We start from the raw sequence: 15,211 nt of genomic DNA, 5'->3' as shown, positions 1-15,211 counted from the left end.
GATTAGATAGAGGCCGCCTGGGTTTTGGTCCGCCAGCAGACTTCGCTTCGTGGCAATGACCTTACCGTCGGACGTCAGCACGATAGCGGTCAATCCAAGGGGATCAGCGCGATCCGCGTGCGGATGCTCGGAAGCGAAAGCGGGATGGCGTGTCGCCACGTAGGCAGAAAAGCGGGTTCGGCTGGCAGCAATGCTCAGCCGTTCGCCTTCAACCCGATAAGAGGCCATCCGCAACAATGCCCCGTCGAAAGCAGCTGGACGCTTTGCGCAAACCGCTGCCCAGGTCGATTTCCTGACGTCTTCCACCCGGTCCTGCAGCTGAAAATTTCCAAAGAGGTGGCAGTCGATATGAGCGACGGGAATGCTGAAAGACTGATCTTGGAACACGTTATGCCCATTTCGAAAGTAGTTTAGATTATGCCCCAAGGATATACGAACGCGTCTCCTCATCCGTCCTCAAGCCAACCCATGACATTAAGGTTTGGCCAGAGCTTGACCCATCGACTGACCTTCTGCTCGTAAATCTCCCGGCTGATTTGCCTCTTGTTGGGACGGACAACGCCATCAAGGAGATCGGAAAGCCCAAAGGGAGCGCAAAGGTCCAGGTTGCCATCGCGAGGACAAAGGCCAACGGCCGTTGCCGTTGTCGGGAATGTAGCGATGGCATCAGTGGTCGATGTATACGGCTTGAGCGAATATCCGAATTTCGCCTCATACCAGAGGTGAACCCTGGCCTCGTTTTTTACGTCGATCCAAACAGGAAGATCAGAGAAAGCCCCCTGGACACGAGCGGCGTGTTCCGCTTCGGCGTCCTCGGAAAGATCGCTGGCGTCAAAATAGACGATATCAATGTCGTTGATGCCGTGAGCTGGCGGAAAACCGAACCTCTGGTTCCAGACGGTCTGAGCAATCGCACCAGCAACGAGCCAGGAGTCCGGAAGGGCTACCTTTTCCCAATTGTGCAGAAGGGCTGACAACATCTGGCTCTTGAGAACGATGCCTTGCAACTGCCGAAACTGTTCGTCCTCCATGTCGACTTCTTCCTTCAGACAATTTCGGTGGCAATGTGTGCCCACACGAGTGATTCTGCCACAGCTTCACATTGTCAAAGACACCAAAGGACGCATAGATATGGACGAAGCCGCGCGGACTATGATCGTGATGAACGCAGGCGACTCCCGCTTCCAGTTGCGGGCCTGCGCACTAATACGTTCAAACGGACACATCCTCATTCATCGTGTCGTGGGGGACCCTTGTTGGGTGTTGCCGGGCGGCCGCGTCGAGTTTCATGAGGCAGGTGCGGAAACACTCGCACGCGAAATGGAAGAGGAAATAGGCAGCCAGGCGTCGATTGGGCCACTGCGCTTCGTCATCGAGAATTTTTTCGAATTGGCGGGACGAAGGGTTCATGAAGTAGGCTTCTACTACCAGGTAGAGTTACTGCGACCATTGCCCTTTCATGAGACTAACATCGTCCATCGTGTCAGGGATGGAAGCGCCGATCTGGAATTTCGCTGGGCTTTGCCAACCCGGGCTGTCCTCGATCAATTCGGGCTGTTGCCGATGCCTCTGCGTGTCCTCGTTGAAACAATGCCCGACGGCATCCATCATCTGGTGCGTCGCGATACGGCAGCCGAATAAGCCCTCTTGGAACAGCCGTTTTCCTATTTGTAAATGGCTTATCCCGTTCACACAGGTAGACACAATTAGTTGTGCCGGTGCGCCTGTCGAAGAAATCGACAGCGAAAATGAATTGCCGTCTTTGATCCGAACTCTTGAAGCACTAACGAGCCGATTCGCGCCAAAGAGTCTCTGTTGGCGTTCCCCAGAATATTTGCATCCACAGATGGTTCAGCTTGATGCGTCGCTTAACGTGCCATTGGCGATGCGGCGCATGCGGTGGTTGAAATATTACTCCGCATGCACTACGAAGGCTCCCCTGCAGGAGGAGTGTTATATGCATCAGGTTGCGGACTATCGGGACCATCAAAATCTCGGTCCAATTATTGCTGATCGAATATGGAATGCGTGGTGGAAAGACGCGGGTCTTCATCTTTCCGACGTTACGCATCATCTGACCGAAATGGTCGATGATCGCTCTCTCCCGACGGCGGTCGTTGCTCATGACGAAAGCGGCTATCTCGGATCAGCCTTCCTCATCGATTGCGATTTGGAGGAGCGGCAGCAATACAGGCCATGGATAGCGGCTGTTTGGGTGGAGGAGACCAAACGCAAGCGCGGTGTGGGAAAGTCACTGGTCCAAGAAGCAGCAAAAATTGCCACCGAACTAGGCTATCGAGTCTCGTACATATGCTGCCATCAAGAGTTGGAAGCGTTTTACACCGCTTTTGGCTGTAGCGTTTTGGAGCGTGATGTTGGCCAGCATAGGTTAAGCGTGTTGGCCTTTGAGTTCTAAAGCTTCGCGTTAGCCGTTTGCAGTTAGAGAGATGAAGCGGATTTCGTCGGAGCAAACGGACGGCCATGAAATGCGGGCCTATGGTGGCTCAACCGAATACGTGTCGGCTTGGCTGCGACATGCTTCAGGCTTTAAAGTCCTTTTCCTTTTGGACGGGATGGCCGAGCACGGTCAGGTATTCAACGGGAACGAGCCCACATCTGCCCCGGAAGAGCGGACTTCGCTTCGGCAGGCGTTTAAAGATACAGTTCAGTTTGCAACGCGATAAGTCGAGAAAACCAGGTTGCTTTATCTGGAGTTTTACGAAGAGACGGCGGGATGGACCAAACAGAGTTCATAAAACTCGTAGCTGCGAAGCTTAGCGATGAGACGACAGTTCGGGGTCTTTTCCTTGGTGGTAGTTTTGGTCGAGGCACGCCCGATAGCCACAGCGACGTTGATCTGATCGCGCTTGTCGAGCCCGACCACCAAGATGAAGCGATTGCCACGTGGCGCAGTCTCTTGGAGGGTATCTCGCCTGTTGTTTTCTGGAATCAGCGTGGGCAAGGGCATGTTCTGCTAAATGCGATCACTGAGGACTGGCTGCGGTGCGATCTGTCTATTATGCCGCCTTCGGCCTTCATTGATCGCGCCCAGGACACGGTAAAGCCTCTGATTGACAGAGACGGCTTTTACAACGTTTTGCCAGAAGCCCTGCCCGCAAAAGGCCCCGATCCCGCCAAGGTAAAATACCTGATCAATGAATTTATTCGCGTCCTTGGCCTGCTTCGGGTCGTCGTCGGCAGGGGTGAGTATCTTACAGCTGTCACCGGAATCGGCATGCTACGGGACCATTTTATGAACTTGATGCTGGAAGAGGTGAATGTCCCTGATCGTGGCGGAGCGCTGCACTTAAGCAAGGTGCTCCCTGAAGCCGATATGGACCTGCTGTTGTCTCTGCCGTTCCCCAAGGCAAATAGAGAAGAAGTCATAGACGCCAATTTCGATATTGCTCGGCATTTCCTGCCACGGGCTTATGACTTGGCGGCGAAGCTCAATCTTCCTTGGCCGGACAATTTCGAGAAGGCTACGCTGCGGTTTCTGGCGACCAGCTTAGGCCCGTCACCCGACTGGTATTCGCTATCGCGAAACTCTGTGACGGACTGATGGTAGCGAAAACGCTTCAGATGCTTGTCGCAAAGCTCCGTCGACCGGAAACAAAGCGCATGGATCAATTCGTACCTGCCTCTTCGGAACAACAGTTTGTCGAACAGATAAAGAGAAACGAAACAAACCGTTGGCTATTGGAAGTTCTTCCAGATTTGGAACTGCCCCAGGGCACCCTGACCGCAGGCTGTTTATTTCAAACCGTGTGGAATCTTAAAAGCGGGAACGAGCCAGAGTGGGCTATCAAAGACTATGACGTTTTCTATTTCGATGCCAATGACCTGTCGTGGGAAGCAGAAGACGCTGTAATACAAAAAGCGAGAGAGATGCTTGGCGATCGGGCGGACAAAGTTGAAATCAGGAACCAGGCCCGTGTTCACCTCTGGTACCCGCAGAAATTCGGTGTTGATTGCCCGGCGCTGACACGAGTTGAAGATGGAATTGACCGATACCTAATCTCCTGCACTCGGGTCGGGATCGGTATCGCGAATGGCGCGGTCTACGCCCCCGACGGGTTCTGCGACATGTGGAATGGGACCCTGCGGATGAATCCGAAGAACCCCCAGTTCGACCTCTTCGGGAAAAAATGTCAGGCCTACATATCCAGGTGGCCGTGGCTGTCCGTGGTTGCTTGACTCCTACTGGTGCCGTCGCCTGCTTATCGGGCAATGATGTTGTTTATCATCAAGCCTCCTCAAAAGGATGGTCTCCGCTTTGCGAGATGCGAGAATGCCAAACCTCCGGACCCGGTCTACAAAGGAACGAGGCGGTTCATGAGGTGGTTATGAGATTGAAATGGTCGTTCGCAAAACGCTTGGAATTCGGTATCACCGACAAGACAATGCTTGCACTGTTCGGAATCGTGTTGACGATTTATGCGCCTGAATATCTGCCGCTATTGCTCACGCCATGGCGCTAACGCCGCATCATGGCCCGTTTTCTGATTTGGCTCAGATCGCATAAACGGGACCTCCGAAATAGAAGCACTCGGCCTTTGCCGATAATAAGCCGTTAATACGCTATCTCGGCTTTATATCGCCGTGGAAGACGATATCGCGTGGTGCAGCAGGGTCTGCTCTGCACATGGATCGAACGAAACGAGGTCTTCGAGGGCATGGGCGAATTTAGCTATTTCGCCGCCGTATTATCCGAACATCATAACTCGCGAAAAAGGTGTTCAGAACGAAGTTGTTGAACTCGCTCACAAAGTTCGTGAAGCCAATCAGCCTCGAAAGTGGGGGATCAAGGATAGCTTCGGAGCTTTGACTCTTTCCCAGCAGGGTTTCGAACGGATACTAGCTGGGCATTGGTACGGTGGCACGGTTTCCGGCGGAGAGACTGCCGACTGGAAGACCGTAACCTCTCCAGCCGAGTTGCATTTATGGGAAAGAGCTTGGGGTTCTCAGGGCGGCACCATTTTCCCCAGCACCTTACTTGAGGATCATAGAATTACTTTTGGTTCAAGGGTGAGATAAGCGCAATTGAATCTGGCTTCATCAGCTTTGACACCGGATTTTCGCTTGGGGTATCAAATTGGTTCTCCCTCAAAAGCCAGTCATTCGCGCAGATGGGAGTGCTGAACGCTGCGGGATCGGCTTCACACGGACTACCTATCGTATGCTGGTCTAGGGACGATCTAGGTTGTGAAGGGATGGGGTTGGCAAAACTTGGCCCTCTTCAAGTCTGGATATCTCGGTAATCCAGTGAGCGATCCTTTGGCCGTAGCCCGTCTGGGTCCGCCCTTCGCCAGTCCCGGACATTGAACTATCGCACATTCACAATAATATGGCGGAGCCGCAATGACGTCCGGAGCTTATATGTCGGTCGATGAACCTGATGCCGCGCTGTTTCTCGCCCTGGAGATCAGTCTCCACCGTCCTGAAGTCAGATCGTCGCCTCGATCGGTCAGTGACTTGCTGGCTGACGAGTTCATTGAGTTCGGAAGTTCCGGTCGCGTTTACAACAAAACAATCACGATCAGGGCTCTTGCAGAAGAGGCTGTCTCAGAATCAACTACGCCGCCGCAGGTGTCTGACTTCTCCGTCAGAAGACTGTGCGACGACGTGGTTTTGGTCACGTACAAAAGCATCCGCGCATCGACCGAGCCCGGAGCGAACCGCCAAACCTTGCGAAGCTCGATCTATAAGCTTTTCGATAGCCGTTGGCAGATGATATTTCATCAGGGAACAATCATCCCCGAGGTATGATGGCAACAACCGAACCGGTACTCAGCGCCATACGACAGCCGAGGAGCGCCAGTTGGGTGAGTATCAGGTGACCGCAACGCTCCTCAACAAGGGGGCGCGACATGATCTTTCTGCCCATGGCCGCCGGTCGCGAGGGAGCAAGAAGTGCGGCAACCCTATCCGAGGCAATCTCGGCTACCTTCAACGCGCAAGAACCATGGACGGAGTGCCGACGGAAGCGCATGCAAGAAAAGCAATCCGAGCTTTCCATCAGAAGCTACGGACCTCGGCATTATTGGGCAGTTGCCACAAGAAGATTTTGTTGAAAGCAACAATCCGATAATGTGTCACAGGTTCGATTTCCCAACACAGCGGTCTCACACAGAGGAGAGGTCGGAGCGTGGCCGAGAAACCAATACACCGCCGCCTTGCTGCAATCCTTGTCGCCGATGTGGTTGGTTATTCTCGAATGATGGAAGCCGATGAGGTCGGGACTTTTGAGGCACTGAAGGAACGACGAAGGCATGTGCTCGAACCAGTGGTGAGTGCCCATGGCGGGCGCATTGTCAAATTGATGGGTGACGGGGTGCTGCTTGAATTCCCCAGCGCAATAAACGCCGTCGAGGCCGCGCTCCAGCTTCAGCTGAAGATGACGGAGGCGAATGTCGGCATACCAGCCCCCCGCCAGATCATCCTGCGAATCGGCATCAATATAGGCGATGTGATCGGGGAAGGATCAGATATCTATGGAGAAGGGGTGAACATCGCGGCCCGATTGGAGACACTGGCCGAGCCGGGCGGCATCTGCATGTCCGAAAAGGTCCACAATGAGGTACAAGGCAAAATTTCCATCAGAATGAAGGACTTGGGACTCGTGCAGCTCAAGAACATCGCTGCGCCAGTAAGGACCTTTGGGATGATGACGGCTCGTGCATTACCCTCCACTGCGGTTTTCCCCAGCAAGGAATATACCACCGTCGCCGTTCTACCCCTTACAAATATGTCGGGAAACGCAGATCAGGAATACTTTGCTGATGGCGTTACCGAGGACATCATAACGGAGCTGAGCCGGTTCAAGAATCTATCCGTCGTAGCCAGAAACACCACGTTCAGCTACAAGGGCCAATCGGTGAACGTGGCAGAGGTCGGCAGGCAGCTCGGCGCGGATTTCGTGCTCGAAGGTAGTATTCGGTTAGCTGACCAGCACCTGCGTGCTTCAGTTCAACTGATCGACGCACAGACCGGCGCTCACGTCTTCGCCGAGAGATTTGATCGCGAGATGGCGGAAATTTTCGCTGTCCAGGATCAAATCGTCGAGGCGATTATTGGTCGCTTGTTTTTCAACCTTCAAGAGGTCGCTGGTGTCGTGCGTGGAAGGACTTCCACGACGAGTATCTCCGCCTATACCTCATGGCTCCGAGCTGGGGCGGCTTGGCGCAATGGTGACGAAAGGGGTGCCCGCGAACACATGCACGACGCGATCCGTATCGATCCGACATACGCGCCCGCTCTCGCTTCGCTGGGGTTACTATATGCATATTGGAGGTTCAGTGAGCCGAACGCAGCGACAGACGTCGAACTTGAGAATGAGTGCCAGCATTTCGCCGCACGTGCAATCGCGGCCGACAAGACCGATCCCTTTGTCCTTACTAGCGTCGCTGCATGCTTTTTGCTGGTCGGGAAAATTGACGATGCCATTCGCTATTCTGGTATTGCGATTGCCATCAGCCCACATGACATAAACGTCCTTGTCGCACGAGGCATGATCATTGCCTATGCGGGCAGACACGAGGAAGGGTTGGCTCTTGTCGAACGGGGTTGCAAGTTCGAGCCGCTCCTGCCTCCGGCGTTCGTTTCCAGTCTCGGGGACTGCTACTATCTGGCGCGTAGATTCGACTCGGCACTGGCAGCATACGGTACCCTCATCAACCCGCCATACTTTTTCAGATTGAACCAGGCGGCCTGTCTCGCCCAGCTTGGTAGGGTAGAAGAAGCTGCAGTAATCGCTCGGCAGAAGCCGGACACTTTCGACGCCATTGTCTATGCCCGCAATACTATAAGGATATGCGCTTTGCCGGAAGATGGCGACCTTTGGATGGATGGCTTTCAAAAAGCTGGCATGTTTGTTTCTCGCAATGTCCCTTAGGGATACTACGGAATGAATAGCTCAGTCGGTTCAATGGAACCTTGTGGTACTTGCTCCAGAATGCCGTGCAACCTCGTCAGATTAAAGCTAGGCGGCCCATCGCGGATGTCAGTTAGCCACCACATCATTAGCTACGTCGTGGAGATTGACCGCTGAATCTTCGCTTGCCCACTTAACCAAATTCCTCACGTTCTTCATCCTCAGATCAGCCTGCGCGTCATCGCAATCCTCGTCGCCCAATGTCGCAAGCGCGGCTTCAAAACGCTGAAACACCTGGGCTCCGGTCAATTTGATCATTGTGTCGGCTCCTTGTGAATCGAAGCAGAAGTATCGTCGCAAAATGGCAAATGGTCATCGCCTCCGCTGCGGGTTTGATCACTTTTCCGAGTTATCCCCGCTGTCCATGATGAAGCCCCTCGTCAGTCGTCAGAATGTCGCCTCATGGCTCATTCCGGCCGCTGTCGGCCCAAACCGGAGAACCGACTTGGTTCAGGCAGGAGATCGTTGCTCTCGCGAGGCCTACTCGTTGCGAAGATCGATTGCGTCAGAGGGCGCTTTGATCCGATCTCCTTTCGTCTCAATTAATACCGTCATTGCGGTGAAGCCAGAAGGCGATTTTCCGACGAAATGACTTGTGATTTTGACGAACTTCGCAGTTGTTGTGGCAATCACGACTTCCGATGTGGCATTATATCCGTTTCTTGCCCAGTCAACCTGAAAAGCCTTCACCGGCACTGCGCCATAGAGGCTGTCGGAAGCGTTCGAGCAATGTCGGAAAACAGCCCCGATTCCGTCGACGGTCTTGCGTAGCTCACGGTGCCGCAAATGCCACCTACCAAGCCCCTGTCGATCATAAGCTAAATCGCCAACAAAGATTTCGGTTTCGATTAGTTCGTAATCGCCCGTCGGTTGAACGCCATAGGTGCGGGCCGAGTAATTGCGTCCAAAGGTGCGCTCATAGGAACGGTTTACCAAATCACACGAAGGGTCTTCGCCTGGAAGACTGTCGAGCAAGCCGAAAGACCTACGATCTTCTTGTGCAGCGCAAGGTAATGCGACAGTCGAAATCAATGGGAGAATTAGAGCAAAAAAGCTGAGGCGCACTGGGTCCGTAACCTATTTCCGATATGGCGTTTCCGATCCGTCGGGAGAAACGTCGTTCCAAATGCTATCATCCAACAAACGGGTGAGGATAGCGTCGGCAACGGAAGCCGGGCCCCGGTCAGCATAGCTAAACCAGTTATCGCTGCCCCCGGGTGAACGCGAGTGATCCCCGAGCCGCTTTCTGTAGATTGGGTGTCTATGGTGAGCCGTGGCATTTTTTGCCGGTGTGTGTCCGAGCGGACCGTCGATACCTGAAAGCGAACATTTTGCTATCTCAATCGTCAATGCCCCTCCGTGTCGATCAAACTGAAATGTGACCAGATCGACCACCTCATCACCAATTCTGCGGAGATGAGGAAACGACCCGCTGAATCCCAGATTTCTTAATTTTGAAAGGACATCCGACTTGATAGCCGCGTTGATTTCCTGGCGAGAGGCCATTTCGACACCTTTTAAGCCGATGGGTAACGCAGCCCCTACCGAAAAAGCGGCAACAGTTGCGATTCACTGACAGGCAATCGCCGTTCTTAGCAGTGCTAACCGTAAGTGGGCAATGCTGGCCATCACTCGCGCTGCTACCCCTGGGGAGCGCACGTTGCAATGTCGCCGTCACCGGTAACTCGTCTTTTACGTGTAGCGGAGTATAGTCGCTGATCAAAATTTGCGGCGACCAACATGCCAAAGGAACTACCGGCATTTCTTTTCCGGACACTGATAATTGCGGCGTTTGCCGCCAGTTGCATATTGTCGTCTTCCGCATTCGCAACCAACACGCCATGCAGCGGCAAGAAGGGTGGCATCGATCATTGTCAGGGATCGACCTTCATCTGCCGTGACGGATCGGTGAGCGGAAGCAAGAAATCCTGCGAAATGGAGATGGGTGGCCTCGGCCTCCTGGGGTCCGGCGTAGTTGAGATGAAGCCGACTAACTCGACCAGCTGTTCATGTCGGACTGGCTCATATTGCACCGGCCCGCGAGGTGGCCATTATTGCATCACCGATGAGGGGTCAAAGAGCTATTTGCCGCGTTGAGGTGGCGGGAAGCCCGGGGCCGTCGGTGTTGAAGGTGATCGCGCCCTCGCCTTCCTTAGGCAACAGGTCCCGGCCACTCGCACTCTGGGATCAACTCGCGGAGCGTCTTGGTCCGTTCGCCATCAAGGACGATTTCTGCATCGAGATTTCCTTCATCGACCTGGCGCATGAATTCGCGGCAGACGCCACAAGGCGGCAGGACGTGAAGTTGCCCCGTTTGGTCATTGCGCCAAACCGCCACCAGCTTCCGAAGGCGGTACTCGCCATGTGTGATCATCGCGGCCATTGCACTTCTTTCGGCGCACAGCCCCCAACTGGGGGTGTCCACACAGACGCCCACATATCGGTTTCCTGTGCTGGATATCACCACGGCAGCGACGTCGCCAAACAAGCGACCGCTTGTTGTCTGATAAGGTCTGATTAGCCCTGCAGCTTGCTCGATCAGGTCTTTGTGCTTCATGTGGCCAGGTTAGCATCTGGACCCAATTCACCACAGTCCCTCTGGATGAATGGGCGCATGTTTCTGCCCAGGCTAGACGGAGCCGCGTTGATTCAGGCACTGCGTCTCTGATGCGAGCGGCACTTACGCAAAGGTGGTTGCCAGATCGACACCCGACGGGTAGCGATTATTTGGGTGTGAACTCCACCAGAAGGAGCATCTTTTGATCATCGTCTTGAACGGCTATCCTGGAGTGGGAAAGCTCACAATCGGCGAAGAACTGATCTCCCAAATCTCCGGTCGCCTGCTGGACATTCATAGCGTCTACAATGTCGCTTTTGCTTTGGCAGAGTTCAAATCGCCAGAGTTCATCGAAGCAGTTGAGAAGATCGAAAGCGTCGCACACGACCTAATTTTGAAGCTCCCGTCCGAAATTCCGGTCGTGTTAACGACGGTGCTTGCCGGAACCAGCGACTGGGGAGATGCCGAGTGGAAACGGATTGTACGCCTCGGTGATGAGCGAGGTCCGTTGTTGGTCGTGCACATCCACTGCGATCTTGAAGAGAACATCCGCCGCATCGAGGCGGCCGGACGAGCCGCAAAAAGGAAGCCACGCAATGCTGAAATGGCGAGGAGAAACCACGCCCACGGTAAAGTCCTTGCAGGCATCGACGAGCCCAATCTGCTGCGGCTTGATGTTACGGATTTGTCTCCGGCAGAAGCGGCGACTAAAATTGCAGAATGGGCCAAAAATCTCGGCGGTAGTCGCTCCCCAAGGTATGCGTTCTGATGGAAGAAGAGACTAGAACTGATCGGAGTCGCCGTGTTCACATTGATCGTTGACTACGCCGTCGCACCTGACGGTGGCTCGCTTGCCCTGTCTGTTGAACGACTTGACGGAAAAACGGAGTGTTTCGTCATCAACCGCTCCTTCGCTTCTCGCGGGACCCCCGACTACAACGTAGTCAAATCGACTCTCCGTTCCCTCTCTCAAAACGAATGCGAGGAAATTGCAAACCATTTGGGAGGGCTCGTTACCGACGCGACTTCAATCGATCTAGTCGCTGATTTCATCAAGACCTTAAAAGCTCAGTCATCGAAGGTTCGGGACACCTGAACTGGGCGGCGACCATCTCCTTATATCTCTTCAACGCGGCGGGTTGCTGGTTGCGGCCCCTACTATCTGCCGTATTTTGCCCTTGAGAGAACCAGGTTGCATTCCAAACACGGCTCGTCCCGTTAAATACCCAAAAACCTCATCAGCCAACAAAGCAAATGAAACATAAAATAAAATAACCGCAGGAGAAAACAGCATCAAAACACAGACCATTGCCAGTTCTCCGCCTATCTCAAATTCGAAAGACAATGTTGCTGCAATAGCCACAAAGGGAATCCACGCCAACACCGACAGAAAAAGCCCGACAATTAACGCAGAAACTCCATATATCTGCTCTTGTTTCATCAATAATTGGACTAAACTTAGGAAATACCGTCGCATTAATTGGCCTTGTTGTCCGAAGTCTCTGCTTTAGGCAGTAGCTTCAACTTTTGCGATGATCAAGTTCGCCCAGAAAATCATCCATGCTTTCTCGTCGTGATATTCGGCGGCATCATTTGGTTATGCGGGCCTAGCCCGATCCGCGCGGGTCCAGCCAATATCCGGCACTCATGGGATCGCGCCGCTTCGCACGGAGCGCGGACATTGAATCAAAGGCCACAAAGAGCCATTGTGCAAGTCTTCGCAAGCTATCGAGAGATCATTGCATGCTCCGAAAAGCGGTTCCGAGTGACCTCTTGGCGCTGAAATCTGTCCGTTCGTCAGTTGTCGAAAACGTGTTGGGCGACTCCACAAGGGTTACCGATGATGATTACAACTGGTTTGTAGCCAATCCAGGAGTTGCCGTTTGGGAGGTGAACGGTAATGTGGTCGGTTTTTCTGCGGCTGACCCGCGCACCGGAAACATTTGGGCGCTCTTTGTCGCTCCCGGATTTGAAAGACAAGGGATCGGCTCGACCCTCCTTGCCGAAGCCTGCGCCTGCCTCAAATCTGCCGACGTTGGACGCGCCTGGCTCACCACTGATCCAAACACCCGGGCCGAGAAATTCTATCGAGCGGCTGGTTGGGAACATGTCGGTGAAAAGGATGGTGAGCTACTTTTCGAGCGATCACTGTAAGTCTTCCGCCAATTCCGAGAGAAAAGAAAAGGAGCCCCCAGTTGCAACTGAGCTTGGAGCTATTTGTCGAGAGCCCTGAAAAATCGATTGATTTCTATCGGCGGGTTCTGGGTTTTGAAGTCCAGGGCTCGGCAAGCACCGAATACACGATGTTGGAAAACGGTGACGCGGTGGTCGCGATCAATTCGCGTAGCGTCCTTTCGACCGATCATCCGCTTCTGATCGCATCCGGCCAAAGAGCTGGCCTCGGCGTCGAGATCGTCTTGAAGGTCGCTGACGTCGAGGATGCCTATCGAGCGGCAAAAGAGAGCGGATGGCCAGTCTCCGATCTTGCTCTGCAGCCTTGGGGGCTTCGTGACTTTCGCCTTGTCGACCCTGACGGTTACTATGTGAGAGTGACCAGCCGTAAAACGAACTGATGCCTGTGACGCCGGGCTAGACGAGCCTTTGACGCGATTGTGCGGAAAGCGTCCCGACGTATGATAGCTTAACAGCGTTTTTCACAAGAGGCCGCAGAATGCCTGACAGTCCTATGAATGTCGAATGGGGACCATGCTGCTTCTGCTCGGAAGGCACCGAACCGACGGACGCTGATCCTATCCGGATTACCGCTGAGACCCCAGAGGGCAAATGGCAAGTCTGGTTCGCACACGGAAAGTGCTTTAAGGCCAGCTTGACTGACCAAACCGGATGCTCCCGGATATTTTGCGCCCGCTCACTTCTGAAGACGGAGCGTGTGGGTCTGACCCCCGACGCGTCTGTTAGGATCACAGGCTAAAGTAGAGAAGGTTGATTGCGACCCGGACAGCGACTCTCGGCGGACTTTGTATCGGATCGTGCATACTTGTGCTGCTCATGATTTGGACCGTTAGATCAAGCTTTTCAAACTCCTGGTCTCGCCTCCCTGATCCCCATGAGAACTCCAACGAGCAGTACGACAGCGAGTCGGCCAATCCGTTGTTATCGCCGAACGACTGTCAAAGCAGCAATACCCGCCTCATCGGCCGCACGCAAAAGCGCTTCCCGGAATTGTTCCGGAGCAATCTGTCCGCTAATGGCGTCGACACAGGCTTTTACGGCGGCCACATATTCCTCGCCGTCGTCGCATGGCCAGTCCCTGATCAGAATTTGCGCTGCATCGCCGAGCGTCCGCACGATTCTGCGCGTTCTCGTACCGCGCAAAGCTAGCCCAACCGGCGTAAACGCCGACGACGTGTTCCAACACATTGCGACCCCTCAAGGAACGAATATTGCCATGTTCGGTCAAACTATAATCAGGTTTGCTAATATTCGAAATTGAAGATTCTGTGACCGCTGATTGTTTCGTAAAGACCTAGCCTCAGTAGAATATCTCTTGAATTTTCTAGTTAACCGGGTATTGTCCCCTCATCATCGCGAGACTTACATAGCATTGCATTTCGCCGACTTGAGGGGGTTATCGAAATGAACCGCCTGCGTGCGCTGCTTCTTTCTTCAGTTTTGCTCGCGACCAACTCCTGGGCGGCGGACGTTAAGATAGTTTCCTGGAACATCGCCGCTTCGCCTTACGAGAAGGTTCTCGCGCGAGCGTCCGACTATAAGAAGATGGTCGACACCTTATCGCCTGACGTGATCGTGCTGATCGAACTGACCGGACGACCCGATATCAAGGCAATCGCCGACGCAATCGGCTGGCAGACCTATTTTGCGACGATGTCCGATGGTCAAGTCCAAGGCGACGAAATCCATGCAAGCTTGGAAGTCGGCGTCCTCTCGAAGATACCGATCACATCCGTGATCGAGTTCGATCCGAAGCCGGAAGGACATACCCACCAGGTTCTCACCAACGCCAAGCCAGATGGCGACAGCTCGATACCGGTCACAGAGATGCCGCTGAAAGGCATCGATATGATGGGTTTGGCGGCAACTGATCGTGGAACGCTTCGTGTCGATCTGGCCAATGGCCTGACCGTTTTCCCAGTTCATCTGAAATCGAACTCTAATGACGCCTGCTTTGCTGCGGACGATGCAATCAAGGGCTTGAAAAAGCTCGGCCTGCCTCCGGTCCCTGCCCTCCAAAGCATTCTGGACAACGGTTCAGACGTGAAGGCGAAGGCGGACAAGGACAACGCCTTCAAGCGCGAACGAGTAATAGCGGCAACCAAAATAGTCGCCGACCAAGCTGTCGCTGATGGCCGCACGGTTCTGATTGCTGGGGACTGGAACACGTCCTTCGAGCCAGGCAAATTCGGACAGTCCTTCGATGACTGCCAGCTTGCAGCCTTCACCTGCGCGAAGGCTCCCCTTCCTGCCAGCGCGTGCACAGGTGACGGGTTCGATGACACCTTCGCCATTATGACGGTGCCCCTGTCGGGTAGCCAGAAATGGACGATGCTGACAAAAGACCTGGGTCGGACTTTCAGGGACGTCGAATTTGCCGACAAGGCGATTGACCACATGACCGCCCCTGTCGCCCAGGCTGGCTCGTTCGCTGCGCCCAAAGTGGCACCCGACACATTTGGCTCCGATCATTTCCCGATCTTCACCGTCTGGACCACGGGTCCCTAATCGCTCGTTCTAACGGAGAT

At 54.0% G+C, this 15,211-nt stretch carries 18 protein-coding genes; 11 read left to right on the top strand and 7 right to left on the bottom strand.

Translation table 11 applies throughout. From position 1 onward, the window contains the following. Positions 1–446: 446 nt before the first annotated feature. Positions 447–1,031, bottom strand: a complete 585-nt coding sequence (locus N2600_RS04185) for a nucleotidyltransferase family protein (RefSeq protein WP_017965489.1) — start codon at positions 1,029–1,031, stop codon at positions 447–449. A gap of 100 nt (positions 1,032–1,131) precedes the next feature. Here N2600_RS04185 and N2600_RS04180 point away from each other — a divergent pair, with 100 nt between their 5' ends. The 6 genes from N2600_RS04180 (at position 1,132) to N2600_RS04155 (ending at position 7,894) form a co-directional block, all read left to right on the top strand. Further along, positions 1,132–1,641 carry an NUDIX hydrolase gene (locus N2600_RS04180; RefSeq protein WP_260298108.1) on the top strand — a complete coding sequence of 170 codons (510 nt, stop codon included), beginning with the start codon at positions 1,132–1,134 and terminating at the stop codon, positions 1,639–1,641. A gap of 316 nt (positions 1,642–1,957) precedes the next feature. Further along, entirely contained in the window at positions 1,958–2,416 is a 459-nt protein-coding gene (locus N2600_RS04175; protein WP_260298107.1) for a GNAT family N-acetyltransferase, read from the top strand. Positions 2,417–2,734: 318 nt separating this feature from the next. Then, positions 2,735–3,562 (top strand): nucleotidyltransferase domain-containing protein, encoded by an 828-nt coding sequence (locus N2600_RS04170; protein ID WP_260298106.1) that lies wholly within the window; start codon positions 2,735–2,737, stop codon positions 3,560–3,562. A gap of 59 nt (positions 3,563–3,621) precedes the next feature. Beyond that, a complete protein-coding gene (locus tag N2600_RS04165; protein WP_260298105.1) occupies positions 3,622–4,197 on the top strand; it encodes a nucleotidyltransferase family protein in 576 nt (191 codons plus the stop codon). Positions 4,198–5,379: 1,182 nt separating this feature from the next. Next, positions 5,380–5,769 (top strand): nuclear transport factor 2 family protein, encoded by a 390-nt coding sequence (locus tag N2600_RS04160; protein WP_260298102.1) that lies wholly within the window; start codon positions 5,380–5,382, stop codon positions 5,767–5,769. Positions 5,770–6,148: 379 nt separating this feature from the next. Beyond that, entirely contained in the window at positions 6,149–7,894 is a 1,746-nt protein-coding gene (locus tag N2600_RS04155) for an adenylate/guanylate cyclase domain-containing protein (protein WP_260298101.1), read from the top strand. A gap of 108 nt (positions 7,895–8,002) precedes the next feature. Here the strand turns inward: N2600_RS04155 and N2600_RS04150 are convergent, their stop codons facing one another. The 4 genes from N2600_RS04150 to N2600_RS04140 form a co-directional block, all read right to left on the bottom strand. Then, the gene (locus tag N2600_RS04150; RefSeq protein WP_260298100.1) at positions 8,003–8,191 is read right to left on the bottom strand and encodes a hypothetical protein; all 189 of its coding nucleotides are present in this window, start codon (positions 8,189–8,191) and stop codon (positions 8,003–8,005) included. Positions 8,192–8,413: 222 nt separating this feature from the next. Further along, positions 8,414–8,908 (bottom strand): hypothetical protein, encoded by a 495-nt coding sequence (locus N2600_RS04145; RefSeq protein WP_260298099.1) that lies wholly within the window; start codon positions 8,906–8,908, stop codon positions 8,414–8,416. 102 nt (positions 8,909–9,010) lie between these two features. Continuing rightward, a complete protein-coding gene (locus N2600_RS34585; RefSeq protein WP_445944935.1) occupies positions 9,011–9,439 on the bottom strand; it encodes a DUF4304 domain-containing protein in 429 nt (142 codons plus the stop codon). Positions 9,440–10,085: 646 nt separating this feature from the next. Beyond that, complete coding sequence (locus N2600_RS04140; protein ID WP_260298098.1) at positions 10,086–10,490, bottom strand: cytidine deaminase family protein; 405 nt, start codon at positions 10,488–10,490, stop codon at positions 10,086–10,088. A gap of 202 nt (positions 10,491–10,692) precedes the next feature. On the opposite strand from N2600_RS04140, the gene N2600_RS04135 reads away from it, so the two are divergent. Together N2600_RS04135 and N2600_RS04130 are read left to right on the top strand one after the other, a co-directional pair. After that, a complete protein-coding gene (locus tag N2600_RS04135; RefSeq protein WP_260298096.1) occupies positions 10,693–11,259 on the top strand; it encodes an AAA family ATPase in 567 nt (188 codons plus the stop codon). Positions 11,260–11,292: 33 nt separating this feature from the next. Beyond that, the gene (locus N2600_RS04130; protein WP_260298094.1) at positions 11,293–11,586 is read left to right on the top strand and encodes a hypothetical protein; all 294 of its coding nucleotides are present in this window, start codon (positions 11,293–11,295) and stop codon (positions 11,584–11,586) included. A 30-nt stretch (positions 11,587–11,616) separates the two neighbouring features. On the opposite strand, the gene N2600_RS04125 is transcribed toward N2600_RS04130, so the two are convergent. Beyond that, on the bottom strand, positions 11,617–11,931 hold the full coding sequence (locus N2600_RS04125) for a hypothetical protein (protein ID WP_260298093.1): 315 nt from the start codon (positions 11,929–11,931) through the stop codon (positions 11,617–11,619). A 332-nt stretch (positions 11,932–12,263) separates the two neighbouring features. Between N2600_RS04125 and N2600_RS04120 the strand changes: the two genes are divergently transcribed. Together N2600_RS04120 and N2600_RS04115 are read left to right on the top strand one after the other, a co-directional pair. Further along, positions 12,264–12,644 (top strand): GNAT family N-acetyltransferase, encoded by a 381-nt coding sequence (locus tag N2600_RS04120; protein WP_260298092.1) that lies wholly within the window; start codon positions 12,264–12,266, stop codon positions 12,642–12,644. Between the two features lie 41 nt (positions 12,645–12,685). Beyond that, a complete protein-coding gene (locus tag N2600_RS04115; RefSeq protein ID WP_260298091.1) occupies positions 12,686–13,063 on the top strand; it encodes a VOC family protein in 378 nt (125 codons plus the stop codon). Positions 13,064–13,604: 541 nt separating this feature from the next. Here N2600_RS04115 and N2600_RS04110 read toward each other — a convergent pair. After that, positions 13,605–13,871 carry a DUF982 domain-containing protein gene (locus tag N2600_RS04110; protein WP_260298090.1) on the bottom strand — a complete coding sequence of 89 codons (267 nt, stop codon included), beginning with the start codon at positions 13,869–13,871 and terminating at the stop codon, positions 13,605–13,607. A gap of 216 nt (positions 13,872–14,087) precedes the next feature. On the opposite strand from N2600_RS04110, the gene N2600_RS04105 reads away from it, so the two are divergent. After that, on the top strand, positions 14,088–15,191 hold the full coding sequence (locus tag N2600_RS04105; protein ID WP_260298089.1) for an endonuclease/exonuclease/phosphatase family protein: 1,104 nt from the start codon (positions 14,088–14,090) through the stop codon (positions 15,189–15,191). Positions 15,192–15,211: the final 20 nt, after the last annotated feature.

The sequence above is a fragment of the Rhizobium sp. WSM1274 genome (assembly GCF_025200775.1).
GTDB lineage: Bacteria > Pseudomonadota > Alphaproteobacteria > Rhizobiales > Rhizobiaceae > Rhizobium > Rhizobium leguminosarum_I.
This window is presented reverse-complemented; position numbering and strand designations above follow the sequence as displayed.